This window comes from Paenibacillus sp. FSL R10-2782 (assembly GCF_038592985.1).
GTDB lineage: Bacteria > Bacillota > Bacilli > Paenibacillales > Paenibacillaceae > Paenibacillus > Paenibacillus terrae_C.
The window spans coordinates 1,543,073-1,558,814 of sequence record NZ_CP151951.1; the positions used below are offsets into that span (position 1 = coordinate 1,543,073).

Annotated in this window: 18 protein-coding genes; 15 read left to right on the top strand and 3 right to left on the bottom strand. The window is 46.0% G+C overall.

Translation table 11 applies throughout. The annotated features are described in order from the left end of the window. The first annotated feature begins 1 nt into the window (after position 1). Positions 2-1,054, top strand: coding sequence for a sugar kinase (locus tag NST83_RS07110; protein ID WP_342417897.1), 1,053 nt, complete (start codon positions 2-4; stop codon positions 1,052-1,054). A gap of 76 nt (positions 1,055-1,130) precedes the next feature. After that, entirely contained in the window at positions 1,131-1,310 is a 180-nt protein-coding gene (locus tag NST83_RS07115) for a hypothetical protein (RefSeq protein WP_014280513.1), read from the top strand. A gap of 101 nt (positions 1,311-1,411) precedes the next feature. Here NST83_RS07115 and NST83_RS07120 read toward each other — a convergent pair whose 3' ends face one another. Then, positions 1,412-2,524 carry a LuxR C-terminal-related transcriptional regulator gene (locus tag NST83_RS07120; protein WP_342417111.1) on the bottom strand — a complete coding sequence of 371 codons (1,113 nt, stop codon included), beginning with the start codon at positions 2,522-2,524 and terminating at the stop codon, positions 1,412-1,414. A gap of 309 nt (positions 2,525-2,833) precedes the next feature. On the opposite strand from NST83_RS07120, the gene NST83_RS07125 reads away from it, so the two are divergent. From NST83_RS07125 to NST83_RS07180, 12 genes are all read left to right on the top strand, one after another. Then, a complete protein-coding gene (locus NST83_RS07125) occupies positions 2,834-3,619 on the top strand; it encodes a class I SAM-dependent methyltransferase (protein ID WP_342417898.1) in 786 nt (261 codons plus the stop codon). Further along, a complete protein-coding gene (locus NST83_RS07130; protein ID WP_342417112.1) occupies positions 3,606-4,691 on the top strand; it encodes a saccharopine dehydrogenase NADP-binding domain-containing protein in 1,086 nt (361 codons plus the stop codon). The genes NST83_RS07125 and NST83_RS07130 overlap by 14 nt, the downstream gene beginning before the upstream one ends. A 346-nt stretch (positions 4,692-5,037) precedes the next feature. Continuing rightward, complete coding sequence (locus tag NST83_RS07135; protein WP_342417113.1) at positions 5,038-5,595, top strand: DJ-1/PfpI family protein; 558 nt, start codon at positions 5,038-5,040, stop codon at positions 5,593-5,595. 24 nt (positions 5,596-5,619) lie between these two features. After that, positions 5,620-5,799, top strand: coding sequence for a hypothetical protein (locus NST83_RS07140; protein WP_137062148.1), 180 nt, complete (start codon positions 5,620-5,622; stop codon positions 5,797-5,799). A 24-nt stretch (positions 5,800-5,823) separates the two neighbouring features. Next, positions 5,824-6,537 (top strand): HAD family hydrolase, encoded by a 714-nt coding sequence (locus NST83_RS07145; RefSeq protein ID WP_137062149.1) that lies wholly within the window; start codon positions 5,824-5,826, stop codon positions 6,535-6,537. After that, the gene (locus tag NST83_RS07150) at positions 6,534-7,127 is read left to right on the top strand and encodes a GNAT family N-acetyltransferase (protein ID WP_137062150.1); all 594 of its coding nucleotides are present in this window, start codon (positions 6,534-6,536) and stop codon (positions 7,125-7,127) included. The genes NST83_RS07145 and NST83_RS07150 overlap by 4 nt, the downstream gene beginning before the upstream one ends. A gap of 192 nt (positions 7,128-7,319) precedes the next feature. Then, on the top strand, positions 7,320-7,478 hold the full coding sequence (locus NST83_RS07155; protein ID WP_170970797.1) for a hypothetical protein: 159 nt from the start codon (positions 7,320-7,322) through the stop codon (positions 7,476-7,478). 1 nt (position 7,479) lies between these two features. Further along, entirely contained in the window at positions 7,480-7,968 is a 489-nt protein-coding gene (locus tag NST83_RS07160) for a DUF2809 domain-containing protein (protein WP_342417114.1), read from the top strand. 60 nt (positions 7,969-8,028) lie between these two features. Continuing rightward, a complete protein-coding gene (locus tag NST83_RS07165) occupies positions 8,029-9,240 on the top strand; it encodes an SGNH/GDSL hydrolase family protein (protein ID WP_342417899.1) in 1,212 nt (403 codons plus the stop codon). A gap of 259 nt (positions 9,241-9,499) precedes the next feature. Beyond that, complete coding sequence (locus NST83_RS07170) at positions 9,500-10,450, top strand: class I SAM-dependent methyltransferase (RefSeq protein WP_342417115.1); 951 nt, start codon at positions 9,500-9,502, stop codon at positions 10,448-10,450. 42 nt (positions 10,451-10,492) lie between these two features. Then, entirely contained in the window at positions 10,493-10,909 is a 417-nt protein-coding gene (locus NST83_RS07175) for an HD domain-containing protein (RefSeq protein ID WP_342417116.1), read from the top strand. Between the two features lie 421 nt (positions 10,910-11,330). Then, on the top strand, positions 11,331-11,888 hold the full coding sequence (locus tag NST83_RS07180) for a hypothetical protein (protein ID WP_137062155.1): 558 nt from the start codon (positions 11,331-11,333) through the stop codon (positions 11,886-11,888). 169 nt (positions 11,889-12,057) lie between these two features. Here the strand turns inward: NST83_RS07180 and NST83_RS07185 are convergent, their stop codons facing one another. Continuing rightward, positions 12,058-12,399, bottom strand: coding sequence for a GIY-YIG nuclease family protein (locus tag NST83_RS07185; RefSeq protein WP_137062156.1), 342 nt, complete (start codon positions 12,397-12,399; stop codon positions 12,058-12,060). Between the two features lie 33 nt (positions 12,400-12,432). Continuing rightward, positions 12,433-13,191: a DUF2087 domain-containing protein gene (locus NST83_RS07190; protein WP_342417117.1), complete on the bottom strand. Its 759-nt coding sequence runs from the start codon at positions 13,189-13,191 to the stop codon at positions 12,433-12,435. Between the two features lie 478 nt (positions 13,192-13,669). Between NST83_RS07190 and NST83_RS07195 the strand changes: the two genes are divergently transcribed. After that, the gene (locus tag NST83_RS07195) at positions 13,670-15,685 is read left to right on the top strand and encodes a fibronectin type III domain-containing protein (RefSeq protein WP_342417118.1); all 2,016 of its coding nucleotides are present in this window, start codon (positions 13,670-13,672) and stop codon (positions 15,683-15,685) included. The last annotated feature ends 57 nt before the right edge of the window (positions 15,686-15,742 follow it).

Genomic DNA, 15,742 nt, shown 5'->3' on the forward strand with positions numbered 1-15,742 from the left:
GATGAGCAACCGGATGACGGAGCACAAGATCATTTTGGTGAAGCGTAAAACACGCTTGGAGGAACTGATTGTCCGATATAACACGGTGCAGCAGGCCCGGTTTTTTATAGAACGGCTAGGCGCGGATTTCAGTGATTATGTGCTGGAGGATGAAAATTACCGCAGAGCGGTGGCAACGGCAGCATCGGAGCTGACGACCTTGGGGCGGGTTCAGATTGTGGAGCGGGAGCATGTGCCTAATTTTATTTTTGGTGAGCAGGATACGGTGGTGGTACTGGGTCAGGATGGGCTGGTGGCCAACACGTTAAAGTACTTGACTGAGCAGCCGTTGATCGGTGTGAATCCAGATCCATTGCGCTGGGACGGAGTATTGCTGCCATTTACAGTATCGGATTTGCGCTGGGTTGTGCCAGATGTGTTCGTACACAAACGTCCGATCAAGGAGGTTACGCTGGCTAAGGCCCAGCTCAATGACGGTCAATCGTTGTACGCTGTGAACGATTTGTTCATCGGGCGCAAAACCCATGTTTCAGCGAGATATGAGCTGAGGCTGGAGGATCAGGTAGAGCAGCAATCCTCCAGCGGCATTATCGTTTCGACGGGGCTGGGCGCGATAGGCTGGTTGACCAGCGTGCTTGCCGGGGCGGCAGGGATTGTCGGCAGCGCTACGCAGCGTCCAATTTCGCTGACTCCAGATCATCTGGTGACGGGCGCCGTCTTCCATCAAGAAGCAGTGGAAGAAGGACGGCAACGAGGCCGGAGAAGCAATGGGGGCGACCATGGCAGTGACGATGACTATAGTTATGACAACCGCGCAACATGGAGTTCGCCATCGCTATATTTTACGGTGAGAGAACCATTTCCCAGTCGGACGACTGCTACGGATCTGGTATTTGGTCAGGTGGAAGCCGAAAAACCGCTGCGGATTGCTTCGCAGATGCCGGAATATGGAGTGATTTTCAGCGATGGAGTGGAAAGCGACTTTCTGGAGTTTAATGCCGGGATTGAAGCAACTATTAGTCCAGCAGAGAAAAAGGGGCATCTGGTTGTGTAGAGGTTTGCACAGGATGGCAATGGGGAATGTTGAGTAAGGTACATCAATCAGATGAAGTCAAAAAGGAGGAATCAACATGAGCGACCATACTCAAGACGAAGCGAAAATCCGCAATAAGAAGAACGAGGACGGAGATTCCTTGATGGAGAAAAACAAGCTGGAAAACGGCGTGGATATCGAACCAGAGGCTGACGAATGGATTGCGAAGCCTTCACCCGTGTCCTACGATGATACGAAAACCTCTTCGAAGCAATAAGGCTCTTGCGTCCAAATAGAGCAAACATGCAAAGACAGATGATCCTTAATGGGGTCATCTGTCTCTTTGGCATGTATTATTGTGGAATAGGAGGATTGAAATTAGTTGAATCTGGAATATACCTTCCATACCAGCTCACGGCGGCTGCTTACACCTGTTTTCAAGAAAATCGCTTTCAGATGATCCTGCACTGTGTAGGCTGAAATATGAAGTGCGCTTGCCAGCTCTCGGGTCGAAAAGCCTTGAACAATGAGCCGGACAATCTGTCTTTCCCGCTCGGACCATGCAAACATCTCTGCCATGAGCGGCAGCATTTCAGATGCTTTAGCAGGCTCAAACCATACGGCAAGCTGTTTTTCATCTTTACTTTGCCCGCTTTGAAGAAGGGTGGCCCTGAGTGTTACCCACGGGGTTCCTGCGTCTGCGGCGGGTATACATAGTTTGGCTGGTGAAGCGGAAGCAGTGAAAGTTCCCGGAAGGGCTGTGGATAGTGCGCGAAAGCATACCGCCCGAACGGGCGCGGGAAGGCTATTTTCGTCGATGTCTTCCTGCTGCCGAAGCAACTTTAGCCACTGGTCTGCCGTTGGATTGAAGGAAATCGGCTCCAGCTTGCCAGAAAGCACCAGAACCCCTGGCTCCATATCATTTTCCATAATTATAGCGGAGTCTGGAGATAAGCCCACACTGGCCTGACGCAAATGGTAGGCTATAGACGGTGCTAAGGCTTCAAGAAGCTGCTGCTCTTCCTCACTAAATACCGGCTCTGTATGAAGGCGAAACAACGTGAGAAATCCCCAACAGCTTCCTTTGTACATTAACGGAACACGTAACTCATCCCCGAATCCGGCAGGCTGCAAAACATCCCTGTAACGTGCGCTCCGATTCGGATGACCTCCCGTAGCTCCGTTTAGAGTCGCTATGGATTGCCCCTCCCGCACCAACTGGTCGTATTTCATCACATCATTGCGCAGATATTCGTACTCTAACAGCTTGTAATGAATGCCATCCACGCCTGATTCGGTGAATGCCCCTGTGGAAAGCAGCGTATGCGGATCTATTGACGTACAACACGCCGCATCGAACGAAACCTGAGTACGTAAGCGGTCGATTAGCGTATGTTTGTAAGCTTGCGATGAATGGGCTTTTTCTCCCAGTCGAATGATTTGCTGTCGAGCATCTTTTAGCTGTGAAAATTGTGTATATTGTGCGCTCATACATTGCTCCCATCGTGAAAAGCTGGAGTTTCGCCTAAGTGTATCGAAGTAAATCCCACATCTATGGGATGGTGGATATACGTGTGGTTGTTATAATTGAGAATAATTCTTAATTAAATCAACAATATACGAATGCTAGGGGAAGATCAAGGCTAAATGCAAGGCCAGTCGCATCTTTTTCCAGCTGTTCGATTTTGGAGGGAACTATATATGGAATATAGCAGCAGTAAGCCAAACGATCCTATGGGTGCTCATCACACAGGCAACAGCCGCCATACAAGCGCTGAACATACAAGTCCTAACCAGCCTATGAGTTGGAACGATCCGAATGTACGCAAGTACCCGGACACGATTGCTTTAAAAATACCGGGATATGCTCATCTGTATGAGATGACGGACCGCTTGATAACCGCACAGCTTGAGACTCAGGCCCGCACGCAGGACGCGGATCCGAACGTATTGATTATCGGGGCTGGCGGCGGTCAGGAGCTGATTACACTCGGAGGACAACATGCGGCATGGTCTTTTGCGGCAGTTGATCCATCTGAACGCATGCTGGATTTGGCACGTCAGCGTGTGGCGCAAGCGGGCATAAGGTCAAGAATATCATTTGTCACAGGCACGTTGGAAGAGCTGCCCAGAGAACTACTCCAAGAACAGCCTAAGGAGCAGTCTGGACAACGGATCGAAGAATCACACGCGGAGCCGATTTATGATGCTGCCACCTGCTTGCTGGTGCTTCATTTTCTTCACAGCCTGGAGAGCAAACGGGCATTGCTGCAGCAGATATCTGCTCGTCTCAAACCGGGCGCGCCTTTTTGCTTGGCCTCCATCAATGGAAATCCACAGGAGTCTGCCTTTTCCATTCAAATGCAGGCGTGGAAAAGTCATATGCTGGATCAGGGCATTCCCCTGAAGGATTGGGAGCGATTCGCTGCCTCCATTGGCCGTGAGTCAGACCCGGTGTCCAATACGGCAATACAGGAAATGCTGGTAGATGCAGGCTTTACCCATATCACCCGGTATTTTGGCGCTTTTTTAGTGAATGGGTGGTTTGCAGTTAAAGGGGGAGAAGTTACTCATGACAAAGGATAACATTATCATCATTGGCGGATATGGTCATGTCGGAAAAATTTTATGTACGGAACTAAGTAAAATGTTTCCCGGCAAGGTGTTTGCCGCAGGGCGTAGCATGGAACGTGCCGCTGAATTTAGCAAGCAATCGGGTGGTAAGGTACTGCCTTTACAGCTTAATATTCGTGAGCCGATAGCCCCGTCGATTTTAAAGCAGGCCAGGATCGTTATCATGTGTCTGGATCAGGAAAACACAGACCTGGTACGTGCCTGCCTTCAGCATGGGGTGCATTATATGGATATTACCGCGAATGCAGCCTTCTTGAGTCAGGTGGAGCGGTGTCATCAGGAGGCGCGAGCTTATCAGGCTACTGCCCTGCTAAGTGTAGGATTGGCCCCGGGGCTGACAAATCTGTTGGCACTGCAAGCGACGCAGCTTATGGATCGGACGGATGAGTTGAACATATCTCTGATGCTGGGCTTGGGAGACGAACACGGTCAGGCTGCCATTGAATGGACAGTGGATCAGATTCATACCGATTTGGAGGTTATGGAACAGGGCCGCCCGGTGATTCGAAAAAGCTTTAGCGACGGGCGGGTGACAGATTTCGGCACAGGTGTAGGGCGTCACCGCGCGTATCGTTTTCCTTTTTCCGATCAGCATACACTTCCACGTACGCTCGGAATTCCTACGGTCAGCACACGTCTTTGCTTCGATGCGCGGTTGACGACCCGGCTTCTGGCAGGGCTTCGTACAACAGGGATATCGGGTTTACTCCGACAGCAATCCGTGCGTAACGCAGTGGTTCGCAGCTTTAGCAAGCTGCATCTGGGAGGGAATGCGGTGGCGGTCAAGGTAGACGCGCGAGGAACCCTCCATGGCAAGGAAACGAAAGCCGAATGCCAACTAAGGGGACATCATCAGTCCGATTTAACCGCCAGGGCAGCCATCTTTGCAGCGCTGGCGCTATACCGCTCCGAGCTTGATCATGGTGTATTTCACATGGAGCAGTGTTTTTCGTGGAATCGTATGCGGGAATGGCTGGGGCAGCAGGTAGCCGTGGATATTCAGGTGAACGGACAGCAGGTGTAGAAGTCATATTTTTTGACCCAAGAGGGACTTATGTAATCCAAGCTTATTCGGCAACTCATTGCGGATGGGTCTTGGATTTCTTTTCCTGTTAGATTACACTAGAAAGAAGTACATATTTTTGGAAGGACCTGAGACAACTCAGATAGATTCGAATGGCATACCAAACGGATATCATCGTGTATGGGGAATGTTTACAGGAATATTTCAAGCTTGAGTTTGGGGAGAAATCTTATGAAGAGATTGATTTTGTTTCCGTAAAAGAGTCCGCTTTTGGAGTAGCTTGTGTGAATGATTGTCAGGAAGTTGAGTAACTATTCTTATTTCATTGAGGAGGACATGTAGTAGCATGAAAACATACGTATTTATTTACGAAGGTTTTGTACAGTTTGAAATCATGTTGGCAACATATTTTTTAAGAACACGTGGAGAAATTATCCCTTTTGCAATTAGCAAAGATCCTGTTACTTCATACGAGGGTTTTTCAGTTCTTCCGTTGTGCTCAATAGATCAAGTGGATATGGAGAGTGTGGATCTACTGGTTATTCCAGGTGGTGACATAAGCGGAGTTGCTGCGAATAAGCATCTGCACAAATTGCTCCAGCAGTTGCATCAGAATAAAAAAGGGATCGGTGCTATTTGTGGAGGTACATTATTGTTGGGTCAGGCGGGTGTGCTGAATGGGCGCTCATTTACGACTAACGTAGTTGAAGAGATGGAGAAGCTTGGCCCTCAGGGAACATTCGTAAATACCAATGTTGTTACAGATGGACATATCGTTACAGCCAAAGCCAACGCCTATGTAGATTTTGGTATTGAATTGGGAAAGCTCATGGATATTTACAAAAACGAGCAGGATCTGGAAGAGACTATTTCATTTTTTAAATATTTTGAACCGTTAAATTAGAACCAAGAAAGGGGGAGAAATGGCATGAAGGTAGAACAGGATTTGGAAGACATCAAGGACAGACTGACCCAGATCGAGGCGAAGCTGGAACAAAGGTCGACTTCCGGAAGAATACTGAAAACGATGCTTATCATTTTCTTGTCTGTTTTTTTCTTGCTTTTGGTGATCGGAGTTATTCAATTTGTTTCCAACTCATCGGTATGAGGAACCGAAAGAAGGGAGTTCGTTATGTCCATAGAAGCGATCATTTTTGATCTGGATAATACGCTGATTCATCGTAAACAGGCGTTTGCGGCATATACGGAGCGTTTTGTGGAACGCTTCATTGTGGTGGAAGATCCGGCGAGCAGGTCAGCAATAGTCGAGCACATACGCCTGGCGGATCAGGATGGATATCGGGACAAAAGGGAGCTGTATACGGAGCTGCATGCAGACTTGAAACTGAAAAATCCGGATACGACGGTACAGGAAATGCTGGGCTTTTGGTATGGTGAATTTCATAAGTTTACGGTACTGATGGACGGGGCCAAGGAAGTGCTGTCTGAGCTACGGTCGCGGGGCTTGAAGCTTGGTATCATCACCAATGGTTCACTCCGCACGCAACAAGCAAAGATCAACCGCGTTATGCTGAAGGACTATTTTGATTCCATTATTGTTTCGGGAGGCGTCCGCGTGGAGAAGCCTAATCCTCGCATATTCGAGTTGTCGTTAAGTGAACTGGAGATTACAGACCCAGGCAACGTCTGGTATGTAGGCGATCATCCGACAAATGATATTCGTGGTGCCCAAAGTGCAGGCTTGCATACAATCTGGCTGGAGGGATTTATGTCGTGGCAGGAAACGGGCATTGTGCCGGATTACAGGATTGGCAGTTTGCGTGAAATCATCGGTTGGCTGGATCATGCCAGCTATTCCGGGAATATGGAGGAGGGAGCATCATGAGTAAGGAGCAGGCGAATCAGACTAGCCCTATGCTATTATCGTTCCCCGAGCAATTCCAGACAGAACGGTTGACGATTCGCGCTCCACAGTGGGGGGATGGGGCAACGGTCAATGAAGCCATTCGTGAGAGTGTGGATGAATTGCGTCCCTGGCTGCCTTTTGCGAGAAATCTTCCTACGCCAGAGGAATCAGAAATTCGCTCACGCCAAGCCAGACTTAAATTTCTGGACCGGTCTGACATGATGTTGTACGTATTTGAGACGGTATCGGGAGCTTTTGTAGCCAGCAGCGGCTTGCACCGGATCGACTGGGCTGCACGTAAATTTGAAATCGGATACTGGCTCAGAACGTCTTGCACAGGTAAAGGCATGATAACAGAGGCAGTACATGGTATCACGGATTTTGCCATACAGCATTTGGAGGCGAATCGGCTGGAGATCCGTTGTGATTCCAGAAATACGCGCAGCGCCAAGGTAGCAGAGCGGGCAGGTTTTACGCTGGAGGGCATTTTGCGGAATGTCGAGTATGATGAAGAGGGAACACTGGCCAGCCAAATGATTTTTGCCAAGGTACGCGGTATTGAATTTTAGCATCAGAACAATATATTTTGACCCGACTCAAGCCTGAGCGCGGATTTAAGTAACAGCATACGGTTCGATTTGTAAATGAAGCGGGCAAAGCGATCAAATCGATGGACAGGGATTTCAGAGGGGATACATTGTTACTACGGGAAGATAACCATATTTACAAGCTACGTTTGTACGATATTGCGGAGGCTCGTTATGATGAATTGGATCACGAAAAATACAGACAAGCTGGTGTGCATACAATATGACATCAGCAGGAATATCAGCACTCTTGCAAGCGCTAACCTAAGGGTATACTCGACGAGATTCCAGCAGCTTGGCGAAGATTTTTCAGCGTTAGGTCAGGTGATTTAGTATGGGGAGAACTCGTAAAAGCGTCGACGTCGACAGGAAGACGATTTGGAAAGTAGGTGCGGAATTTCGCTGGAAGGCCCGGGCCATGTATCTGGCTGCTGTGCTGGTCGCTATCCTGTTGGGCTTGGGAAGTCGGACCTTTTCCTCCCGGTTGCCTGAATTCGTTGCCAATCATTTTGGGGATGCCCTGTGGGCGTGCATGATTTACTTTGGGCTGAGAATGTTGTGGGTGGATCGTCGTGTATCTGTAGCGCTATGGGGCAGCTTGTTGTTCTGTTTCGCCATCGAGTTCAGTCAGATGTATCAGGCTCCCTGGATTAACAGTATCCGGGCGACGACACTGGGCGGGCTGGTGTTGGGAAAAGGGTTCCTGACCGCCGATCTGGTTCGGTACACGGCCGGTATTGCAGTATCCTGGGCGTTGGACCAAGGATATAGAAGGCTGGCAGGCATCACTACACGTATAGACGATGACGAGTCATTCGAATAATCTGAAAAGCGAGGGTTGCGCTTGAGACAAAAGGGAAAGCGTTACAGGTTGTTGGGTAAAATGATCGGATTATGCGCGGGGTTCAGCTTGTTGTTTGCGACCATAATTGTTCCGGGGCAGGCATTGGCGGTTAAACAGCTCGCGGGGCCTCTTCGTTTTGATTTTGGCCCAGGTAGCGTTGCTACAGGCTACACTCAGGTCACCGCCAAGGATGCATACACGCCCGAACGGGGCTATGGATTTACCGATCTTTCCAAGGTGAAAGAAGAGGATCGTGGTGGAAATGACGCTATTCGTTCGGATTTCGTTCGTGTTCAGGGATCATCCTTTGTTGTCAACTTGCCGCCTGCGGATTATACGCTTTCCCTGATCGCCGGGGATACAGACGGAAGCACAGATATTTCGGTAAAGGCCGAGTCCATTGTCAAGGTGGAGCCTACCACCAAAACAGCGGGACAATTTGTCGAGGCTACATTTGAGCTTGCGCTCATCGATGGTCAACTGGAATTGTATTTCTCGGGAAATGACCCGAAGATTAACGCGCTGGTTATTACGCCAAAAGAGACTCGAACGCAGAGTGAGCATCCTTCCGTATATCTTGCGGGGGATTCCACGGTCCAGACCTATAAAGCCTCTATGAAGCCTCAGGCTGGTTGGGGACAGATGATTGCGCCGTTCTTCACAGACGAGGCGACTTTTGTGAACCGTTCTATTGGTGGACGAAGCACGAAGACGTTCCTTGTACAAGGAAGACTGGACGATATTTTGCGGACCATCCGACCGGGTGATTATGTACTCATCCAGTTTGGTCATAATGATGCGGCAATCAACAACCAAGAGCGTTATGTTTCCCCAGCCGATTATAAAGTCTATTTGAAAACCTACATTCAGGGAGCGACACAGCGCGGGGCCACACCTGTGCTGATAACTCCTGTGGGTCGCAGGGATTATGACGCCGCAAGTGCTTCCTATCGAATCAGTTTTCCGGAATACGTGCAGGCCATGAAGGAAACGGCATCCGAGACAGGCGTTGCGCTGGTCGATCTAAGCCAGTTAAGTGTGGCATACTATAATACACTTGGCCCAGAAGGGACACTTCCGTTATTTTTACATCTGGAGCCGGGAGTATATCCTGCATTCCCTGATGGGGTGAAGGACGATACGCATTTTCAGGAGTATGGCGCGGGGCAAATAGCCCGTCTGGTAGCACAGGGTATCCGTCAATTGAATATCCCTTTATCCTCTTATGTACGGACGAATAATCCACAATAAAACGCTATTTCCATACGCATGGTATACTTAGATGATAAGCTGGTCCTACCCAAAGATGGCTCTGTTCCGGCTTGGGTAGGGCCTTTACGTTTTAGGCAGAAGAAGTAGAGGACAGGAGTGAGTACCCGGCTGTAGTTCAAGTGTCCTCCATTACACATAGACATCGCATTTCCATCATCGCTTGCGTATTTTATGTGCATATGGAATTAATCAGAAAAATAAAAGCTTCATTTATCTTGAGCCTTGGGAGGAAACGCTAATGACGGTTGCCCAGTTGAACAGACTCATTGACGGTCAAATACTCTATAATCAGCATCGGAGTTTGTTTTATATGCATGAGGGGAACGCCCTGATGGGACCTTCACCGGAAATGACGTATTGGCTGACACAGAGAAGCCCGGAACTGCTCCTCATGCTCCAAAGCTTGAAGCGTCAGCATGAGTATACCGCTTTTGTCACTGGCGTAGCGGTAAAAACGCTGCACCAGTTTGTGAGCGTCAATCAGTATATTCATTTTCACTCCGATCATCTTGATGAGCTTACGCAATTGTATGATAGACTCTTCACCCGGATTCAGAAGCTGTTCCAAAACCAGGCTATGAATGAGAGCATGCTAAATTTACTGCTGCAACAGCATTACGGGCATTTAAGAGATTTTCTAATTCGTACCAACGGACGGACGATGTTTGCCAAGTATGCAGAGAGTGAGTACACCTTTTGGATACCTTGTGAGGAATACACGCCTGAATTGCAGGCAAAGCTCCTAGGATTGGACATTGCACGTTTGCAGGAGCCTGTTCTCGATATAGGCTGCGGATCAGAGGCGCGGCTGGTCGGTTATTTGCGTTCCCTTGGAATTGAGGCTTACGGGACAGATCGGTTGGCTGAAAAAGGAACAGGTGTTACTCAGGGCGATTGGCTGGAGACAACCTTCAAGGAAGGAGAATGGGGAACGATTATCTCTCATATGGCGTTCTCCAATCATTTTATACATCATCATCTGAAAGCGGATGGCCATATTCACGAATACGCCCACAAATATATGGAATTGCTAAGGGCAATCCGGCCGGGAGGAAGCTTTATTTACAGTCCGTGCCTTCCTTTTATGGAAAAGCTTTTGGATATCCAAGCTGGTTATCGAGTAGAGTATATCCAGTCATCTAAAGGTTATGAAGCTACGAAAATAAAACGATTAGTTCATAATGGCTAAGGGTATTCAAAGGTAAAAAGCAGAGTATGGAGGTGGCGTAAAATGAACATAGAAACAGCGATTGCGACTGCCGCACAGGCTCACCAGGGACAGACGGACAAGGGCGGTCAGCCTTATATTTTCCACCCCCTTCAGGTCATGAACCGCGTAGAGCATATGGATGAAAAAATAGTAGCCGTGCTGCATGATGTGCTGGAGGATACAGAGGTCACAGCGGATCAACTGAAAGAAGCGGGCTTTGGCAAACATATCATTGAAGCAGTGGAAGGACTCACTCGGAACGAGGGAGAGGAGTACAGCGATTTTATACGCCGAGCCAAAAACAATCCATTGTCCAGAGCAGTGAAAATAGCGGATATTCAGGAAAATATGAATCTGGATCGCATCCCTCATCCCACGGAGAAGGATACAGCACGAATAGAAAAGTATAGGCAGGCGCTACAAGAGCTTTTGGATTGAACCCATTTTAAGGAAAAGTAACTAAATTATTCATGTCCCAAGGCTACAGCATCACCACCATTCGGCAAATTGCAGAGGCGGAGCAGATTGGGCGAGGATACATGAATGACATTATTTTAAATTTGGGCACACCCAAATGTTTGGCAACCCAGGTATGTATGATTGAAGAATTATCACGGAGAAAGGCGGGACTTTAGTCCTTTTATTTGTCAGAGTTCATCTTTTAATGGTAGTATAAGGATAGATATTACTCTATTTGGGATTCTATTAACAATGATTATCCTATGGATAACCGTAATTTTCAGAATAGATTAAACCATATTTTCCTAAATGCCGATATATCTGAATGAGGCGAAAACACACTGTTATTGTACCCGTCCATAAAAAGGAAGTATATGATTGGGTTAGGAGAGTAGAAGAAGTGTCGGATCTGTATACGAAAAAAGAAGTAGAGGATTATGTAACGAACGTAGTTCTTGAACGGCCTTTAAGTGTAAGTATTGCAGCCATTTTACTGATTTTTAATGGAGCGCTTTTGTTGGTGACACAGCTGTTGACGCTTAATGCGTTGAATGAGGCTTCTACGCTGGTGGGGATTTGCAGGGGGATGTTTCAAGGGTTCATCGCTTTGCTCGGTTTGTCAGGGGCAACTGCGGGTGTGGGGATGCTATTTGGTAAGAAGTGGGCCTGGTGGCTGGCTGTATTTTATTTTACATATGAAACGATGCGTTATACGTGTGCGATCCTGTTAATTCCGGATGTACCTCCAATGTTGGGGGGCGTACATCTAAGTCCTGCCCTGTACTACGTAAAGTATGGTATGCGTATTGTGTGGAATTTGCTGTTTACGGTGTATATGTGTCGTAGTACGGTGAGTGGATTTTTTCAAACAAGTGGACTAAACAAGTGGAAAGCATGTATTTTATTATTTTCAATCAATGGGGTGATGGTGGGGATCGGCTGGTGGCTGATGAATTAGCATCTTCATATATAGGAAGGAGATCAATGATGAAAAAGGAAATGAAGCCTTCATTGACCAGTTAACGAAGGCTTCAGACGGTTGTTGCTCAAAAGTGGTTTTACCGAGGTTTTCTCGACGCTGTTATTTTTGTCATCCTTCGAGAAGGATATCGTGCGGATTGGTAATTTTACAAATATCCTTTTTCTCCGTAAGGCTGAAGTCGATCAAGCCAGGTCTGCTCCAGCTTGGACAGCGCATCCTTGACATCGAAGAACTCCGAATCTTTTTTCTTCAAAAGTTCCAGCACCTCAAACTCAAATGCATCTTCGCCATACTCATTCCATTCCCGTTGCAGCTGTTGGTTCTGACAAGTTCCCATTTGTAACTCAAACCGACGACCGTTCAGTGATTTTAAATTTGGTGTGCCAGCGACAAAAATTTTCCCGTTGTGTGTATTGCGAATGCAGTAGATTCCGGCCTCTGTCTTGATCTCCATATACTGCTGCACCAGTTCTTTTCTTCGATTCATGTTGAGTTCTCCTTCGTTTTCAAATATCGTGCCTCAAGATTCCTTCAACCCATATTCACTGCCATCCGGCTTGCGATCCAGTAGACTATATTCAATCATATATCTTCGTAACGTGACATAATCGTCATACACTTCCTGTAAAATAGCATTAATATCCTTCTCATGATATGTCCGTCCTACCTCAAAACGTCGCGCAATTTCACGCAGCACGATCCATTTATGCTTTTCCTGCATTTTGAAGGTTTTCAGGCGACCGTGTGTACCCTCTGGGAAATATTTTGCCAGTACCTTTTGCTGTTCGTCTTCGGTAATGTTGTAGCGTTCATCCACCATCCGTGCCCGTACAGGCACTTCCACGATAGCGGGGGCGTGACGGTCTTTTTCTTTTAGCAGCTCCATCAAGGTCAGAAATACCTTGGCCTGCCGTTCCTTTTCTTTGAGGCCAAAGCGATGATTGCGGATGGTGGATGCACTGCCGATTCCGGTTTCCTTTTGAATATCCGTATCGCTCATGCCTTGATAAAACAACTGGAGCAATCCATTCTGATGATCCGTCAGTCCAGTCAGCTTTTTGTCCAGGCCGATCAAATAGTCAAAGACCGAACCGTACGTCCGCTCAATATGAAGACGCATAAACCGCTCCGCGTCATAAAATACCCCCTGATCCTGATATATGATTCCTTGCTCATAGCGCTGTCCGTCCAGCAGACAAGCTACCTGCTCCCCTTGACGGATATATCCACGTTTTAGTTCCTCAATTCCAGCATTCCAAAATAGCTCGGAATGATCCATTTCAATAAACACCTCGATTAAATAACGATTATTTTATAGACAATATAACATTTTGTTTATTATGAATCAATGGGAGAAGTGAAGGTATTAATTATACTGGTCATTCAAATGGATATTATGTTTAAAAAGATATTTATTATTTTAAGTATATTTGAATCCATTTCATAATACCCTCAGTAGCTTTAATAAAGAGGATATATAGATCAAAAGGGTTTAGTTTGTCTATATGTACTCTACATTTCGTTGGCTTAATCATTTATGAAATGGATTCATTTAATCGTAATTTTAAAGTATTTCTCTATTTTTCTTTATTTCGACATTATTCGCTATATACAAATTAAATGCGACATTGTTATCATATGAAATACAAATATATCCTTTCTAAGTAGGTGGAGTAGGAACTGGAAATTTGAAAATATATTTAAATTTTATTCTTTTAACTTCGTATTAACACTAATATAAGGAGAGAAATTTAAAAATGAAATGTCTTTTAACCGTATTAGGAAAGAAGGGGGAAAAAGTTAAGCCACTCGTTTTAACTATGGTTGGCTTATTTGTTTTTTTATCTCCATGGAGTACAACTTTGTTTTCTCAGGCAGTAGTATCAGCAGCTTTTACAGGTGGAATACCCATAAATATTTATCCACGACCAGACAGAGGAGGATCAATTGGACCTCCTGAAGAAAAGCCAACACCGTCGGAGCCATCATCTACACATGAAGCAGTAACCTTGTCAGACGGTTCCATTGTACATGTGCAGGCGAGTTCTCCTTATATTAATTTTATTCGCAACAATGTAGTTGTTTATTCCAAAGATCTTGGGGCTGCATTATCGGTTAAATTTTACAGTGCTTCTGCATCTTCTAATAACGCTATTACTGTCAATTACTTTTATATAAATGAGAATAATGGAGCTAAATCCTCGGGAAGTTTTACATACTCAGGAATGGTTTTAACCACTCCAGTCAGCCCGCGTATTAGTCCCAATATGACAGGGATGACGAATCAAAATGTTCTTATTCAATTGGATGGTGTACCTAATAATTCTAAAATCGAATATAAAATCGGTGTGAACGGTACGTGGACTCCATATAATAATCCATTTCAGGTGGCTGAGAATACTACAATTTTTGCTCGTTGTACGGATAAATACGGGAATATAAGCGCTGTGAATTCATTAGTAGTCAATAACATTGATAAAACACCGCCAGCGCCGCCATCATTCAGTCATAGCCCTGCGGGTGAAATAGCAAACAATATCAGAGTTACAATTAACTACCCCTCTGATGCAGCCTCAAGGGAATATCGTATCAATCAAGGCGAATGGAAGGTGTACAATTCACCAATCGATGCCAATGAGTACGGGTTGCGCATACAAGCACGGGCAAAAGACAGCGCTGGAAATGTTTCTCAGATTGCAGATTCTGTCATAAATTTGATAAACAGAGGCCCAGTAGCTATTAAAACCATTCCAGCAACCACGATTGAAATGGATGAGGGAACTTCAGCTAAAGATTTATCCGAATACTTTACAGATCCTGACCAGCAGCAGCTTCGGTATTCCGGTGCGAATTCAAATTCATCTGTTGTCACACATCAATTGGTTAAGGACTCAAAAGGGAATACCTCAATACTGAATTTGCAATCTCAAAGCTCGGGAGAATCGACGATAACGATAACTGCTACAGATCCGTTAGGCAAGTCTGTATCCCAGAGCTTCGTTGTAAAAGTTCTAGATACCAAATATATAGAACAACTGGCCAAAACTACAGCAGCGGTAGTACAAGCTGAGACTTCTAAATTACAAGTCGATGTAACAGCAGCTGTAGAGCTAATAAATAAGCTGCGCGATCCAGACAAAGGCAAGCTTGTTGAAAGGATAGTAGCTATACAGAAAATCATTGATGCAAAAGCTGCTTATACTGAACAATTGACGAAGGCTACGCAGGCAGTTGAAAAAGCAGAATCTTCAAAATTACAAACGGAGATTAATATGACTCGTACTTTACTAGTGCATCTCAATGATACAGACAAACAACAGCTTAACGATCGATTGGATCGTATACCGGCTATTGATGATTTACCCAAGGATATAACAAGCCCTTCCAAACCGAAGAAGCTGGCAGGTTCCAGACCTACGCCTAACAGCATTATTCTAACCTGGGAAGCATCTACCGATGATGTTGGAGTCGTTAGCTATGATGTTTATCGTAATGGTCTGATGATAGGCAGCACCAAGGAATTAACATTCCAGGTGAACCAGCTAGAGCCTCAGAAAATATATATGTTCGCAGTAAAAGCCAAGGATGCTGCTGGTAACTATTCGGAGTTTAGCAATAATGTTAAAAGTGGCTTATCCAGAAAGTATAAATACATTTATGACGCTAATGGAAGGCTTGAGCATATTGAACAGGATGGTCAGGTTGTTTTCCAATATCAATATGACTCCAATGGTAACCTGAAACAGATTATAAAAGTAAGCAGCTTCCAATAAATGATTTGTAACCAAATTTAAAGTCGGGAATGGAGAGAAGAACTTGCGATTTAGAAC

What these genes read in the sequence shown, in the direction of transcription:
- NST83_RS07125 (WP_342417898.1), top strand. Translation starts at nt 2,834, where the DNA reads ATGAGTTGGAACGATCCGAATGTACGCAAGTACCCGGACACGATTGCT.
- NST83_RS07150 (WP_137062150.1), top strand. Translation starts at nt 6,534, where the DNA reads ATGAGTAAGGAGCAGGCGAATCAGACTAGCCCTATGCTATTATCGTTC.
- NST83_RS07135 (WP_342417113.1), top strand. Translation starts at nt 5,038, where the DNA reads ATGAAAACATACGTATTTATTTACGAAGGTTTTGTACAGTTTGAAATC.
- NST83_RS07175 (WP_342417116.1), top strand. Translation starts at nt 10,493, where the DNA reads ATGAACATAGAAACAGCGATTGCGACTGCCGCACAGGCTCACCAGGGA.
- NST83_RS07190 (WP_342417117.1), bottom strand. Translation starts at nt 13,191, where the DNA reads ATGGATCATTCCGAGCTATTTTGGAATGCTGGAATTGAGGAACTAAAA.
- NST83_RS07110 (WP_342417897.1), top strand. Translation starts at nt 2, where the DNA reads ATGAGCAACCGGATGACGGAGCACAAGATCATTTTGGTGAAGCGTAAA.
- NST83_RS07140 (WP_137062148.1), top strand. Translation starts at nt 5,620, where the DNA reads ATGAAGGTAGAACAGGATTTGGAAGACATCAAGGACAGACTGACCCAG.
- NST83_RS07165 (WP_342417899.1), top strand. Translation starts at nt 8,029, where the DNA reads ATGATCGGATTATGCGCGGGGTTCAGCTTGTTGTTTGCGACCATAATT.
- NST83_RS07115 (WP_014280513.1), top strand. Translation starts at nt 1,131, where the DNA reads ATGAGCGACCATACTCAAGACGAAGCGAAAATCCGCAATAAGAAGAAC.
- NST83_RS07145 (WP_137062149.1), top strand. Translation starts at nt 5,824, where the DNA reads ATGTCCATAGAAGCGATCATTTTTGATCTGGATAATACGCTGATTCAT.
- NST83_RS07155 (WP_170970797.1), top strand. Translation starts at nt 7,320, where the DNA reads ATGATGAATTGGATCACGAAAAATACAGACAAGCTGGTGTGCATACAA.
- NST83_RS07120 (WP_342417111.1), bottom strand. Translation starts at nt 2,524, where the DNA reads ATGAGCGCACAATATACACAATTTTCACAGCTAAAAGATGCTCGACAG.
- NST83_RS07130 (WP_342417112.1), top strand. Translation starts at nt 3,606, where the DNA reads ATGACAAAGGATAACATTATCATCATTGGCGGATATGGTCATGTCGGA.
- NST83_RS07170 (WP_342417115.1), top strand. Translation starts at nt 9,500, where the DNA reads ATGACGGTTGCCCAGTTGAACAGACTCATTGACGGTCAAATACTCTAT.
- NST83_RS07185 (WP_137062156.1), bottom strand. Translation starts at nt 12,399, where the DNA reads ATGAATCGAAGAAAAGAACTGGTGCAGCAGTATATGGAGATCAAGACA.
- NST83_RS07160 (WP_342417114.1), top strand. Translation starts at nt 7,480, where the DNA reads ATGGGGAGAACTCGTAAAAGCGTCGACGTCGACAGGAAGACGATTTGG.
- NST83_RS07195 (WP_342417118.1), top strand. Translation starts at nt 13,670, where the DNA reads ATGAAATGTCTTTTAACCGTATTAGGAAAGAAGGGGGAAAAAGTTAAG.